General features: G+C 69.4%; 11 protein-coding genes. 5 read left to right on the forward strand and 6 right to left on the reverse strand.

The features are described from left to right. Positions 1–3 precede the first annotated feature (3 nt). Entirely contained in the window at positions 4–1,077 is a 1,074-nt protein-coding gene (locus DEJ06_RS02085; protein WP_111038242.1) for a spore photoproduct lyase family protein, read from the reverse strand. Positions 1,078–1,121: 44 nt separating this feature from the next. Here DEJ06_RS02085 and DEJ06_RS02090 point away from each other — a divergent pair, with 44 nt between their 5' ends. Further along, a complete protein-coding gene (locus DEJ06_RS02090; RefSeq protein ID WP_111038243.1) occupies positions 1,122–1,427 on the forward strand; it encodes a biopolymer transporter Tol in 306 nt (101 codons plus the stop codon). A 134-nt stretch (positions 1,428–1,561) separates the two neighbouring features. Here the strand turns inward: DEJ06_RS02090 and DEJ06_RS02095 are convergent, their stop codons facing one another. The 4 genes from DEJ06_RS02095 to DEJ06_RS02110 all read right to left on the reverse strand — a co-directional run bounded on the left by DEJ06_RS02095 (position 1,562) and on the right by DEJ06_RS02110 (position 6,872). After that, positions 1,562–3,391, reverse strand: a complete 1,830-nt coding sequence (locus DEJ06_RS02095) for a beta-galactosidase family protein (RefSeq protein WP_111038244.1) — start codon at positions 3,389–3,391, stop codon at positions 1,562–1,564. 138 nt (positions 3,392–3,529) lie between these two features. Next, positions 3,530–4,864, reverse strand: coding sequence for a sugar ABC transporter substrate-binding protein (locus DEJ06_RS02100; RefSeq protein ID WP_181242986.1), 1,335 nt, complete (start codon positions 4,862–4,864; stop codon positions 3,530–3,532). Positions 4,865–4,959: 95 nt separating this feature from the next. Then, positions 4,960–5,931, reverse strand: a complete 972-nt coding sequence (locus tag DEJ06_RS02105; RefSeq protein ID WP_084740502.1) for a carbohydrate ABC transporter permease — start codon at positions 5,929–5,931, stop codon at positions 4,960–4,962. Continuing rightward, complete coding sequence (locus tag DEJ06_RS02110; protein ID WP_027466150.1) at positions 5,928–6,872, reverse strand: carbohydrate ABC transporter permease; 945 nt, start codon at positions 6,870–6,872, stop codon at positions 5,928–5,930. Before DEJ06_RS02110 ends, DEJ06_RS02105 begins: the two co-directional genes overlap by 4 nt. A 201-nt stretch (positions 6,873–7,073) precedes the next feature. Here DEJ06_RS02110 and DEJ06_RS02115 point away from each other — a divergent pair, with 201 nt between their 5' ends. Further along, positions 7,074–8,099 (forward strand): LacI family DNA-binding transcriptional regulator, encoded by a 1,026-nt coding sequence (locus tag DEJ06_RS02115; protein ID WP_181433062.1) that lies wholly within the window; start codon positions 7,074–7,076, stop codon positions 8,097–8,099. A 486-nt stretch (positions 8,100–8,585) separates the two neighbouring features. Here DEJ06_RS02115 and DEJ06_RS02120 read toward each other — a convergent pair whose 3' ends face one another. After that, on the reverse strand, positions 8,586–10,091 hold the full coding sequence (locus DEJ06_RS02120; protein ID WP_111038245.1) for an alpha-N-arabinofuranosidase: 1,506 nt from the start codon (positions 10,089–10,091) through the stop codon (positions 8,586–8,588). A gap of 295 nt (positions 10,092–10,386) precedes the next feature. Between DEJ06_RS02120 and DEJ06_RS02125 the strand changes: the two genes are divergently transcribed. From DEJ06_RS02125 to DEJ06_RS02135, 3 genes are all read left to right on the forward strand, one after another. Beyond that, positions 10,387–11,742: an extracellular solute-binding protein gene (locus DEJ06_RS02125; RefSeq protein ID WP_027466147.1), complete on the forward strand. Its 1,356-nt coding sequence runs from the start codon at positions 10,387–10,389 to the stop codon at positions 11,740–11,742. 84 nt (positions 11,743–11,826) lie between these two features. Beyond that, positions 11,827–12,798, forward strand: a complete 972-nt coding sequence (locus tag DEJ06_RS02130) for a carbohydrate ABC transporter permease (RefSeq protein WP_027466146.1) — start codon at positions 11,827–11,829, stop codon at positions 12,796–12,798. Between the two features lies 1 nt (position 12,799). After that, the gene (locus DEJ06_RS02135; protein ID WP_027466145.1) at positions 12,800–13,711 is read left to right on the forward strand and encodes a carbohydrate ABC transporter permease; all 912 of its coding nucleotides are present in this window, start codon (positions 12,800–12,802) and stop codon (positions 13,709–13,711) included. Positions 13,712–14,060 lie beyond the last annotated feature (349 nt).

The raw sequence follows: 14,060 nt of genomic DNA on the forward strand, positions 1-14,060 counted from the left end.
CGGTCAGAAGGCGTACCGGATCCGGCAGGACGGCAGGTGCTCGGCCACGAGTTCGCGGAAGCGCTCGACGAGCTGCCCCTTCATGCCGGACCGGTAGCGCACGTTCACGGCACCGTTCTGGGACACCTTCTGCTCCTGCAGGTCCGGACGCCACAGCAGGTCCTCGGCCTTGGGGTGCCACCCGAGGTTGACCTCGTGCAGGGGCTGGTTGTGGGTCAGGAAGATCACCTCGGCCGCGAGCTGCGCCTTGGCGGCCGGGGACAGCACGTCGTCGACCTGCCGGAGCAGCTCGGCCCAGTCCGACTCCCACGTCGGCGTGAGGATGACCGGCGAGAAGTTCAGGTGGACCTCGTACCCGGCGTCGACGAAGTCGTTCACCGCGGCGATGCGCTCGGCGATCGGGCTCGTGCGGATGTCGGTGACCTTCGCGGTCTCGTGCGGCATCAGTGAGAAGCGGATCCGGGTCCGGCCCATCGGGTCCCAGTCGAGCAGGTCGCGGTTGACGTACTTCGTGGCGAACGAGGCCTTGGCCGTCGGGGTCATCCGGAACAGGTCGCAAAGGTCGCGGACGTTGTCGCTGATCATCGCGTCGACCGAGCAGTCGCTGTTCTCGCCGATGTCGTAGACCCAGGCTTCCGGGTCGCACTGGTTCGGTTCGGTCTTCGGCCCCTGCTTGGCGATGTTCCGCGCCACGTGCTTGGTGATCTGGTCGATGTTCGCGAACACCGTCACGGGGTTGCTGTAGCCCTTGCGCCGCGGCACGTAGCAGTAGGCGCACGCCATCGCGCAGCCGTTCGCGGTGGACGGTGCGATGAAGTCGGCGGAGCGACCGTTCGGCCGGGTCACCAACGACTTCTTCACGCCGAGCACGAGCGCCTCGGTCTTGATCCGCACCCAGCGCTGGACGTTCCGTTCGTCGCCGTGCACCTCGGGGATGTTCCAGTGCGACTCGACCGGGACGATCTCGGCGTCCGGCCAGCGCCCGACGATCTCCTGCCCGCGCTGGAGTTCGAGGGCGGCCGGCTCGGCGTAGATGCGTCGGACGTCGAGCATCGGGCGGACGCGTTCGTGGCTCATCGGCTCCTGTCTACCCGGCACCACCGACGGTGCAGACTCGGACCATGACCGCTGAACCCGACGACCACTTCTTCGTCGTGGACGGCCGACGCTGGCGCCGCACCGACCCCGCCCTGCCCGAGGAACTCGCCGCCGCACTCCGCTCCCACCTGGGGCGCGGGCGCAACGCCGTGAAGACCGCGAAGCGCGCGGGCGACGACGAGGCCCTGGCGGCGGCGCGGCACCGGAACGGCCTGGCCAAGCACGGGCTGGGCGAACGCGGCCCCGAGTGGTGGACGCGCCCCGAGGCCGACCGGATCGCCGACGCCGAGCGCGCCCTCGCCGACCTGGACGCCCTCGACCGCGACTGATCCTTCCCATGACGCCCGCGATGGAAAGCAGAATCGGGCGTACCTGGTCGAAACCTCCGACCAGGTACGCCCGATACGACCAGGGACGCCCGATTCGACCAGGGACGCCCGGTTCGACCAGGCCGCGCGCCCGGCTAGGCCTCGGTGTGACCCAGGTCGGGCTCGACGAGCAGGCACGCGGTGCGGGACGCGGCGGCGTGCAGTTCGAGCACGACGAGCTCGTTGCGACCGTGGCGGAGCACCGGCCCCGGGATCGCCAGGGTCTGCTGCGGGCCTCGCGACCAGTACCGACCGAGGCAGAACCCGTTGACCCAGGCGGCACCCTTCCGGAACCCGTCGAGCGACAGGTACCGGTCGTCCACGGTGTCGAGGTCGAACGAGCCAGCTGCGAACGTCGGCCCGGCGAGCACGTCGCCGCCGGTGGGAGCGATCTCGGACAGCGCGGTCACGGCGGCCGGTGCGATGGGGTCGAGGGCGAGCGGCGACGCGGTCCACCGGGCCACGGGGACGCCGTCGATCGAGACGCCCCCGATCAGGCCCTTCGGCTCGCCGATGCGGACGCCGTAGTCGACGCGGCCCTGGTCCTCGACGAGGAGCTCGAGCGTGCCGGTCACCGGCGGCAGGGTGATGGCGCGGTCGTGGTGCTCGCGCTCCAGGAGCCCGACCACGACGCCGTCGGCCGACACGATCGCTCGGTCGCGCACCTCGGTGCCGACGGTCAGTACCCCTCCGGCGGGCAGGTCGACCTCGGCGCGGTAGGCGACGAAGCCGCTCGCGGCTCCGAGGGCGTCGAAGGTCGGCGGCTCGTCGTGCGCGGACCACGCCGTGAGCGTGGGCAGCAGGGAACGGAGCGACGCGACGCGGTCCAGACGGACGGCGAGGTCCGTGGCGGGGGTGATCCGGGCCTCCAGGCCGTCGCCGGACGCGTCCACGGGACCGAGGCGACCCGATCCACCCGGCTCCATCGTCGCGGGCAGCGGCGGGACGGGCGCGTAGCGCGCGATCACCGAGCGGAAGGCGTGGAACTTCTCCGTCGGCCGGCCGGCCTCGTCGAGCGGGGCGTCGTAGTCGTACGACGTCGCGATCGGGCGGTAGACGCCCTTGTCGTTCGCGCCGTTCGTGAAGCCGAAGTTCGTGCCGCCGTGGAACATGTAGATGTTCACCGAGCCGCCGGCGGCGAGCAGGACGTCGAGGTCCTCCGCGCTGGCGGACGCCGGCGTGGTGTGGTGGTGCTCGCCCCAGCTGTCGAACCAGCCGTCCCAGAACTCCGAGCACATCAGGGGCCCGGTGGGCTGGGCCTGCCGCAGGCGCTCGAGGCGGGCGGCGGAGCGTGAGCCGAACGAACCGGTCTTGTGCAGCGAGGGCAGGGAGCCGTCCTCGAGCATCGTGCCCATCGGCTGGTCGACGCTCGTGAAGGGGACGGTCAGCCCGATGTCGCGGTGCATCTGCTCGAGTGCGCGCAGGTACTCGGGGTCGGAGCCGTAGGCGCCGTACTCGTTCTCGACCTGCACCAGGACGATGGGCCCGCCCTGGTCGATCTGCCGCGGGACCAGCACGGGGGCCAGGTGCTGCAGGTACGTCTCGACCGCTGCGAGGAACCCGGGCTCGTTGCGCCGGACACCCACGGAACCGTCGGCGAACAACCAGTACGGCAGGCCGCCGTTCGTCCACTCGGCACAGATGTAGGGGCCGGGGCGGACGATGGCGTGCATGCCCTCGGCGGCGACGAGGTCGAGGAAGCGGCCGAGGTCCAGGCCACCCGACAGGTCGAACACCCCGGGCGACGGCGCGTGCGCGTTCCAGGCGACGTAGGTCTCGATGGTGTTGAGCCCCATCAGCTTCGCCTTGCGGATCCGGTCGGCCCACAGGTCGGGGTGGACGCGGAAGTAGTGGATCGCGCCGGACAGGACCCGGTGCGGCTCGCCGTCGAGCAGGAAGTCGGTGTCGCCGATGGCGAAGCGCATGGTGTGGTTCTTTCGTTGCCGGCCGGGCCGGGCGTCGAGCCGGGCCGGGCGTGGAGCCCGGCCGGGCGTGGAGCCCGGCCAGGCGTGGAGCGGGGCCGTGCGGACGTGTCCGCACGGCCCCGCGGGGATGCTGTCGAACTACTTCGACGAGACCGTGAAGCCCTGGTCCTTGCCGTACTTGGCGAGGGCCTTCTGCCAGGCCTCGAGGCCGGCGTCGAGCGAGGTGCCGTTCTCGTACGCCTGACCGACGGTGTCGGCGTAGACGCTGTTCGCGTAGACCTGGTACGGCAGGTAGGTGAAGTCGTTGTCCGAGGACTTCGACGCGTCGACGAGCACCTTGTTGATCTGCTGGCCGCCGAAGTACTCCGGCTTCTCGTCGAGGAACGCCGACGAGTCGAGGTCAGCGGTGGTCGACGGGAAGCCGCCGGACTCCATGAAGACCTTCGTGGACTCCTTCGAGGAGTTCAGCCACTTGAGGAAGCCCGCGGCGAGGGCCGGGTTCTTCGACTGCTTCATGACGACCTGGGCGCTGCCGCCGTTGTTCGCGGTCTGGGCGGTGCCACCGTCGTAGGTCGGCATCGGGGCGACGCGCCAGTCACCCGAGGCCTGGGCGACGCCGGACTCCAGGTTGCCGGGCATCCAGGCGCCGGTGATCATCGTGGCGATCTCACCGTTGCCGAGCTGCTTGTACCAGTCGTCGGTCCAGCCGACCGTCTTCGACAGCAGGCCCTGCTCGACGAGCTCGTTCCAGGTGCTCGTCCACTTCTTGGTGCCCTCGTCCTGCAGGTTGATGGTCACCTTGTCACCGTCGGTGGTGAAGGGGGTGCCACCGGCCTGGGCGATCATGCTCGTGGTGAAGCCGGCGTCGCCGGAGTCCGCCGCGATGTAGGCCTTCGGGTCCGCCTCGTGCAGCTTCTTGGCCGCGGTGACGTACTCGTCCCAGGTCTTCGGCACGGCGATGTCGTGCTTGTCGAAGACCTTCTTGTTGTAGAACAGCGCCATGGGGCCGGAGTCCTGCGGCAGGCCGTAGACCTTGCCGTCGATCGACACCGAGCTCCAGGTGCTCTTCGCGAAGTCCTTCTCGAGCGAGTCGAAGCCGTAGCTCGACAGGTCGAGCAGCGACTCGGACAGCGCGAACTGCGGCAGGGCGTAGTACTCGACCTGGGCGACGTCGGGGGCGCCCGAACCGGCCTTGATCGTGTTCTGCAGCTTCGTGTACTGGTCGGCACCGGTGCCGGCGTTGACGAGCTTGACCTTCACCTTGGGGTACTGCTTCTCGAACGCGGCGACCTGGGCCTTCGCCGACGGGGTCCACGACCAGTAGGTCAGGGTGCCACCGTCCTGCAGGGCCTTGTCGATGTCGTCGGCCGATCCGCCGGAGCCGGAGCCGCCGGAGGCGCACGCGGCGAGGGCGATCGCGGCGGTGACGCCGATGGCGAGGGCGCTGAGCCCGCGCCGGAGACGCTTGTTCATGGGAGTGCCTTTCACTTCTTCGTGGAGGGGGTGGTGCTGCTGTGTGCCGGACCGGAGGACAGGGGCGGGGTCGCCACGGCCTCCCGTCCAAGGGATCAGGCCTTGACCGACCCGGCCGCGAGGCCGGACTGCCAGAAGCGCTGGAGGAAGAGGAACGCGACCACGATCGGGATGATCGTGAGGAGCGATCCCGTGACGACGAGGTTGTAGATCGGCTGCGCGCCGGACCCGGTGGCCTGCGCGTTCCACTGGTTCAGGCCGACCGTCAGTGGGTACCACTTCGGGTCGCTGAGCATGATGAGCGGCAGGAAGTAGTTGTTCCAGGTGGCGACGACCGCGAACAGCAGGACGGTGACGACACCGGGCGCGAGCAGGCGGAGCGCGATCGTGAAGAAGATCCGGAACTCACCGGCGCCGTCCATGCGGGCGGCCTCGAGCAGTTCGGCCGGGATCGCGTCCACCGCGTAGGTCCAGATCAGGTACATGCCGAACGGGCTGATCAGCGAGGGCAGGATGATCGCCCACGGGGTGTTGGTCAGGCCGACCTGCGAGAACAGCAGGAAGGTCGGGACCGCCAGGGCCGTACCGGGGACCGCGATGGCCCCGAGGACGACGGCGAAGACCGCGCGGCGACCGGGGAACTGGAACTTCGCCATGCCGTAGCCCGCGACGGTGGCGAGCAGGGTGGCCCCGCCGGCACCGACGACGACGTAGAGCAGCGTGTTGCCGAACCACTGCAGGAAGATGCCGTCGTTGTAGGTCAGCGTGTCGACGATGTTCTGCCAGAGGTTGAAGTCTCCGCCGAACCACAGACCGAACGTGGAGAGCAGCGACGCCTGCGTCTTCGTGCTGTTCACGAGCAGGTAGAACAGCGGCGCGAACGAGTACACGACGAAGACGACCATGACCGCGGTCAGCAGGCCGGAACGCTTCGGCTTGCGTCCGTCGACGTGCTGGTCTGCCTTCCTGGAGGCGCGGATCGAGCGGGTGCGCGGCGCACGTTGCGTCGTGGTCGCCTCGGTCACCGTGGCCGCTGCGGGCCCGGCGGGGTGCTGGATGGTGCTCATCGGTTCTCCTCGCGGGTGCCGCGGACCTGGACGACGTAGGCGATCACCGCGGTGATCACGCCCATCACGATCGCGACCGTGGCGGAGTAGTTGAACTGCTGACCGCTGAAGGACAGCGAGTAGGCGTACATGTTCGGGGTGAAGGCGCTGCCGATGACGTTCGGGGCGAGCGTCTTGAGCAGGTTCGGCTCGTTGAAGAGCTGGAAGCTGCCGATGATCGAGAAGATCGTGGCGATGACCATCGGGCCGCGGAGCGCCGGGAGCTTGATCGAGAAGACCGTGCGCATCGGGCCGGCACCGTCGAGCTCGGCCGCCTCGTACAGCTCACCGGGGACGGTGCGGAGTGCGGCGTAGAAGATCAGCATGTTGTAGCCGAGGAACTCCCACGTGACCACGTTGCCGATCGACGTCAGGACCCAGCTCGGGCTGAACGGCTGCAGCAGGTCGATGCCGAGCGCGTCGTTCGCGGCGCCCGTCAGACCGAACTGGTTGCCGTAGATGAAGCCCCAGATCAGGGCGGCGACGACACCGGGGACGGCGTAGGGCAGGAACACCGCGATGCGGAAGAAGCTCGTCCCCCACAGTCGGGCGCTGTCCAGAGCCAGGGCGGCGACGAGGGCGAGGCCGAGCATGATCGGCACCTGGACGACCAGGAAGATCGCGACCCGGCCGAACCCGGACCAGAACTTGGCGTCCTGGAAGAGCTGCACGTAGTTGGCGAACCAGACGAACTGGTTGCCACCGATGAGCTGGTCGCGGAACAGGCTGAGCCAGAGCGCGTAGCCGATCGGCACGATGAGCATCAGGACCAGGACGACGACGAACGGGCCGACGAACAGCCATCCGGTGAACCGTCCCCGCGGCTTGGGGCGGCGGCCGGCCGGGCGCTCGGCGGTGGGGCGCGGTGCTGCCTCACCGGGGCGCGCTGCGAGCGTGCTCATGTGACTCCTTCGTCTGCTGCGTTCGGGTGGTCGATGTCGGCGGCTCGGCCCGGGCCGGGCCGGATCAGGGTGTCCGGGCGGTCACCGATGTTGACGTCAACATCGAACGACGCGACGATAGCATGGCAACGTCAACATGCGCTAGCGTCCGGGGAGGCCGACCGCTCGGCCCCTCGATCCGGAAGGAGCGCCAGCGTGACGATGGAGTCCCCCGCCGGCACCCGCCGTGCCCCCTCGATGGCCGCAGTGGCCGACGCCGCCGGGGTGTCGATGCAGACGGTCTCACGCGTCGCCCGGGGCTTCGACAACGTCAGCCCGGAGACCCGCGACCGCGTCCAGCGCGCGATGGAGTCCCTCGGCTACCGGCCCAACCGCGCCGCCCGTGCCCTGCGCTCCGGCCGCTTCCGCACCATCGGCGTGATCATGTTCACGCTCGCGTCCTTCGGCAACATGCGCACGCTCGAGGCGATCGCCGACGCCGCCGGGGTCGCCGACTTCACGATCACCCTGCTGCCGATGGCCTCGCGCACCGAGGCGGGCGTCCGTTCCGCGTTCTCGCGCCTGCACGAACAGGCCGTCGACGGCGTCGTGATCATCATCGAGTCGCACATCATCGACACCGCCGAGGTCGTGCTGCCCGACGGCGTGCCGATGGTCATCATCGACTCCACGGGCAGCACCGACCACCCCGCGATCGACACCGACCAGGCCGACGGCGCCCGACAGGCCACGCAGCACCTGCTCGACCTCGGGCACGAGACCGTCTGGCACGTCGCCGGGCCGGAGTCGTCGTACTCGGCAGCCCGTCGCCTCGCCGCGTGGCAGGACACCCTGGAACGCGCCGGTCGACCGGTCCCCCCGGTGTTCCGCGGCGGCTGGACGACCGAGCACGGCTACGAGGCCGGGCTCGAGATCGCCGCACGCCCGGAGATCACCGCGGTGTTCGCCGCGAACGACCAGACCGCCCTCGGGGTCCTGCGCGCCGCACACGAGTCCGGTCGCCCGGTGCCGTCGTCGCTCAGCGTGGTGGGGTTCGACGACTCCCCCGAGTCCGACTCGTTCTGGCCGCCGCTGACCACCGTGCACCAGTCCTTCGACGAGGTCGGCCGCCGAGCGGTCGCGAACCTGCTCGCCCAGATCGACGGCGAGCGGGTCAGCGTCGCCGCCGACCTGGTGCCGGTGCGGCTCGTCGAGCGCGCGAGCACGGCGGCGCCGCCGGCGCGCTGACGCGGCGCGCGTTTCGCGCTCACCGACACATCACGTGCGCACGCCCCCGTGATCTGTCGCCCAGCACGTGAACTCGCGCACACGCCGGACAGGAGGCCCGGTGCCAGGCCGCCACGGGCCTCCCGGCCGCCGCGCCGCGACGCCACGGCCCTTTCCGCGAAAGCGACAGAACCGCGCCGAACGTCCGTGGAGAACTGTCGGTTTCGCGGACCTGACCCGGCTAACTGCCGACCACCTGTCGCTTTGGCAACCACATGCCGGACGGGAGGCCCGGTGCCAGGCCGCCACGGGCCTCCCGGCCGCCGCGCGGGCCACGTCACGGGCCCAGCGACAGTCCACGCGCCCGTCACCCCGTGAACTGTCGCCCAGCACGTGAACTCGCGCCGCCCGCCGCGCCCCCGCAACGAGCAGAGGACGTCGGGCGCGAGCGCCCGACGTCCTCTGTGCTCACTCGACGCCCGCCGTGGCGTGCGCCGAGGCGCCTTGTCAGCCGACCGAGACGGCGGTCCAGGAGACCGGCGGGAGCTCGATCGTGACGGTGTCGCCCTCGCGGCGGACCGACTCGTTCGTGCGGAGTCCCACGCGCGCGGTGTTCTCCAGGTCGTTCACGGCGTGCAGGTCGTCGTCCCAGACGCCCTCGGCGTGGACGTCACCCGTCGCACCGATGCCGGCCAGGTCGATCGTCACCGTGGTCGGCTCGGACGGGTGGCGGTTGATCAGGAAGACCGCGGCCTTGCCGTCCTCGGACACGGTGGCGGCGGAGTCCACGACCGGGACCTCGCCGTGCTTGCCACCGTCGACCGTGTCACCAGAGGCCTTCACCTGCAGCGAGGTGCCCTGCGCCAGGCGCGAGGTGACCGAGAACGGGAAGAAGGTCGTCTGGCGCCAGGCCGGGCCACCGGGCTCGGTCATGATCGGGCCGATCACGTTGACGAGCTGGGCGAGCGAGGCCGAGGCGACGCGGTCGGCGTGCCGGAGCAGCGAGATGAGCAGGCCACCCACGACGACGGCGTCGGCGACGGTGTAGACGTCCTCGAGCAGACGCGGGGCGACAGGCCACTCGTCGAGCGTGAAGGTCTTGGCCTTCGCTTCCCACTTCTTGATCGACCAGACGTTCCACTCGTCGAACGAGATGTCGATGCGCTTGTCGGACTTCTTCTGCGCCTGGACGTGGTCGGCGGCCGTGGTGACCGTCTTGATGAAGTGGTCCATGTTGGCGCCCGAGGCGAGGAACGACGGCAGGTCGTCGTCCTCCTCGTAGTAGGCGTGTGCGGAGATGTAGTCGACGTCGTCGTAGGTGTGCTCGAGGACGGTGCGCTCCCACTCGCCGAACGTCGGCATCGACGCCCCGGAGGAACCGCAGGCGACGAGCTCGAGGTCGGGCTGGATCTGCCGCATGGCCTTGGCGGTCATGGCGGCGAGCTTGCCGTAGTCGTCGGCGTTCTTGTGGCCGAGCTGCCACGGGCCGTCCATCTCGTTGCCGAGGCACCACATCTTGATGGCGAAGGGTTCCTGGCGACCGTTCGAACGACGGTATTCGGACAGTGCGGTGCCGGCGTCGATGTTCGCGTACTCGAGGAGCTCGATGGCCTCCTGCGTGCCGCGGGTACCGAGGTTCACGGCGAGCATGAGCTCCGAGCCGACCTGGTCGAGCCAGTGCTGGAACTCGTGCAGGCCGACCTCGTTGGTCTCGGTCGAGTGCCAGGCCAGGTCGAGGCGGCGGGGGCGCTGCTCGACGGGGCCGACGCCGTCCTCCCACTTGTACCCGGAGACGAAGTTGCCACCGGGGTAGCGGATGGCGGAGACGCCGAGTTCCTTGACGAGTTCGACGACGTCCTTGCGGAAGCCGTGCTCGTCGGCGGTCTCGTGGGTGGGCTCGTGGATGCCGTCGTAGACGTGGCGGCCGAGGTGCTCGACGAACCCGCCGAACAGGCGACGTCGCACCGGCCCCACGGTGAACGCGGCGTCGAGGACGAGGTGTGTGCGGGGCATGGATCTCCTTCGATCGTGGCAGTGCGGTTCGTGCGGGGAGCGGGTGGGGCCACGGACGGGAACCGAAGCGGGCCGTCACGAAAGTGAGCGCTCACCTGACGGAAACGCTACCGGGTTCCACGCCGTCGCGAAAGGGGTGGCGGATGCCGGGAGCGAGCGCTAATGTGAGCGCTCACGGAGCACCGGAAGGTCGTTCCGTGTCCGGAGCAGCAGTGCTCCGGGTCCGGAGCAGCGATGCTCCGGCGGGAGCACCGACCCTGTTCCCGAGCCCGGCCCATCCCGATGGAGTGATGCCATGCCGATCCCACCCGCAACACCCGCGTCGCGCCTCTCGCGCCGGGGCTTCCTCGCCGCCGGCGCAGCGGCCGCGACGGTCCTGCCGCTCGCCGCCTGCTCGAGCCCCCTCGCCGCCGGCCTCGCCGGTAGCGCACTCAACCCCGAGACCCTCGTCTTCTGGAACCTGTTCGGCGGCGGCGACGGCGTCCGCATGCAGGCCATGGAGGACGGCTACGCGAAGCAGCACGGCGGCTCGAGCGCGCTGCAGGGCACCACGTTCGCGTGGGGCAACCCGTACTACTCGAAGCTGACACTGGCGACCGTCGGGAACAAGCCGCCGGACGTCGCGGTCGCGCACCTGACCCGCGCGAAGCCGCTCTGGGACGGTGACCTGCTCGACCCGATCACGTCCGACGACCTGGCGAGCGTCGGCCTGAGCGCCGCCGACTTCAACCAGAAGGCCTGGGCGGCGCAGAAGACCGACGGCAACAACATCGCGGTCCCGCTCGACACCCACCCCTTCGTCCTCTTCTACAACGTCGACGTCTGCAAGAAGGCCGGCCTGATCGACGGCGACGGCAACCTCGTCGACCTCAACGGCATGGACAACTTCGAGAAGGCCCTCGCCGCGGTCGCCAAGGTCACCGGCGGCACGGCGCTCAACGTCGCGAACGTGGTGCCGGAGACGGCCACCCCGTGGCGCTTCTTCTGGACGATGTACAACCAGCTGAAGGACGCCACCCCGTTCATCAGCGACGGCGGGTCGAAGCTCACCGTCAACGAGGACGCCTACAACGAGGTCACGAGCCGCACCCAGAAGTGGGTGAAGGAGGGCTGGCTGAACAAGGCCCTCGACTACGCCACCGCGCAGTCGCTCATGTTCGACGGCAAGGCCGGCTTCTTCATGCAGGGCGAGTGGGAGATCAGCACCGCGCAGTCGATCAAGGGCCTGAACTTCGGCATGGCGCCGATCCCCCAGCTCTACGACAAGCCGGCGACCCAGGCGGACTCGCACACGTTCGTCCTGCCGAAGAAGGCCCGCACGCCGGAGCAGCGCAAGCAGCACATGCTCTTCATCAAGCAGATGCTCGAGCAGAGCCTGACGTGGGCCGAGGGCGGGCACGTGCCGGCCTACATCCCGACGTTCGACAGCGCGGCGTACAAGAAGCTCACGCCCCAGTCGAACTACGCGGCCGCAGCCGAGACCGCCGTGTTCGACGATGCCGCCTGGTACGGCGGTTCGGGTTCGACGTTCGAGGGCACGGTGGGCGCCCAGCTCGCCCTCGTGCAGCAGGGCAGCTCGTCCCCCGCGCAGGCCCTCAGCGCCATCAAGTCGCAGCTCGCGACGTACCTCAACACCCCGAGCCCCCTGTGACCCGGCACGCAACGACCCGGCCGGACCATGCCGGGCAGACGACCCCCGCGATCGCCGTGAACACCGCGCGAAAGGCACGATGACGTGACCACAGCACCTGTCCTCGACCGGCCGACCGACGCGGCCACCGCGCCGCGTCTCCGCCGGAACCGCTCCTACGGCTCCAGCGTGAACCGCGGCCAGGGCCGCAGCGGCTGGCTGTTCCTCGCCCCGTTCGGCCTGTTCTACGTGGCCTTCCTGCTCGGCCCGACGGTCTGGATGATCGTCACGAGCTTCTTCAACACCTCGACCGTCCGCACCGGGCTCGGCAGCTTCGCCGGGTTCGCGAACTACGCCGAGATGCTCGGGCGCAGCGACTTCTGGTCGTCGCTCTGGCACACGCTGCAGTTCACGCTGTACACGACCCCGCCGCTCGTCATCCTGGCGTTCGTGTTCGCCGTGCTGACGAACCGGATGAACCGCGGGCAGTGGTTCTTCCGTCTGGCGTTCTTCCTGCCGTTCATCCTGCCGTCGGCGACGATCTCGCTGATCTGGGTGTTCATCTTCACGCCGAGCACCGGTCTGTGGGCGAGCCTGCAGTCGGCGATCGGCATGACGCCCGGCTCCGGCATGCTGTCGAGCCCGAACACGGCCATGATCGGTGTCGCGATCGCCACCGTGTGGTGGACCCTCGGCTTCAACTTCGTGCTCTACCTGGCCGGTCTGCAGGAGATCCCGCGCGAACTGTACGAAGCAGCCGCCGTCGACGGTGCGTCGAACTGGCAGCAGATCAAGTCGATCACGCTCCCCCTGCTCGGCCGCACGACGACCCTGGTCGTCCTGCTGCAGATCATCGCGAGCCTGAAGATCTTCGACCAGGTCTACCTAATGACGAACGGCGGGCCGGGCATCTCGACCCAGGTCTCGCTGCAGCTCATCACGGGCGTCGGCTTCACCGACAACCGGCTCGGTGCCGCATCGGCCGCGTCGGTCCTCCTGTTCATCGTGATCGTGGCGATCGCGGTCATCCGGCAGCTCGTCGAGCGCGCTGCCGCCAAGCGAGAGATCGGGGCCTGACATGACCGCCACCGAGAGCATCACCACCGGCCGCAAGCTCCGCACCGGCGTCTCGTCCGCCGCTCCGACGAGCGCCGCGAAGATCGGCGTCAGCGGTCGCGGCTTCACGATCGCGTCGGGGATCGTCCTGACGATCTTCGCGATCATCTGGCTCATCCCGAGCGTGTTCGCCCTGAAGACGTCGCTGTCCGACAACGGCGTCGCCGCACTCGGCGCGAACGCGATCCTGTCGAACTGGAACCCGACGCTGCACTCGTACTCGTCGCTGTTCCAGGCCGGCGACATCTGGAACTGGTACCTCGCCAGCGCCATCACGAGCGTCGTCACGGCGGCACTCACCGTGCTGTTCGCGTCGATGGCGGCGTTCGCGCTGTCTCGGCTGGTGTTCCGCGGCCGCAACATCGCGTTCCTGCTCATCATCCTCGGGATCATGATCCCGACGCAGGTGCTGATCATCCCGATCTTCCAGGAGCTCAACGCGGTCGGCCTGCTCAACACCTACTGGTCGGTGATCTTCCCGCAGGTGCCCGCCGTGATCGCGGTGTTCATCTTCAAGCAGTTCTTCGACGGCATCCCGAAGGAGCTCGAAGAGGCGGCGCGCATCGACGGCGCCGGCATCTGGAAGGTGTACTGGTCGGTCATCCTGCCGCTGTCGCGTCCGGTGATCGCGGCCGTGACGATCCTGACCTTCGTCGGGGTGTGGAACAACCTGCTGCTGCCGCTGTTCGTGCTGTCCAACCCGGACCTCATGACGATCCCGGTCGGGCTCGCCACGGTCCAGGGCAGCTTCGGGCAGCGCTACGCCGACATCCAGGCCGGTGCGATCCTCGCGGCGCTGCCGCTGATCATCCTCTACCTGATCTTCCAGCGGCAGATCGTGGAGGGCGTGACGGGCTCGGGCCTCAAGGGCTGACGCGACCCCACCACGGACGGGAGGCCCGGTGCCAGCTGGCACCGGGCCTCCCGTCCGTCCGTTGGTCGCGTCACGGGCGCGGCGCGGCTGGCGCTTTCGGGCGTACCTGGTCGGAAGTTCTGTGGCGGTACGCCCGAAAGCACCAGGCATCGCGCGCGCCAGGGGAAGAACCGGGTGCACCTGGCCGAACCGGGCGTACCTGGCGGGACCGGGCGTACCTGGCAGAACCGGGCGTACCTGGTCGGAAGTTCTGTGGCGGTACGCCCGAAAGCACCAGGCATCGCGCGCGCCAAGGGAAGAGACCGGGCGCACCTGGCCGAACCGGGCATACCTGGCGGAACCGGGCATG

Source organism: Curtobacterium sp. MCLR17_051, assembly GCF_003234395.1.
Lineage (GTDB): Bacteria > Actinomycetota > Actinomycetes > Actinomycetales > Microbacteriaceae > Curtobacterium > Curtobacterium flaccumfaciens.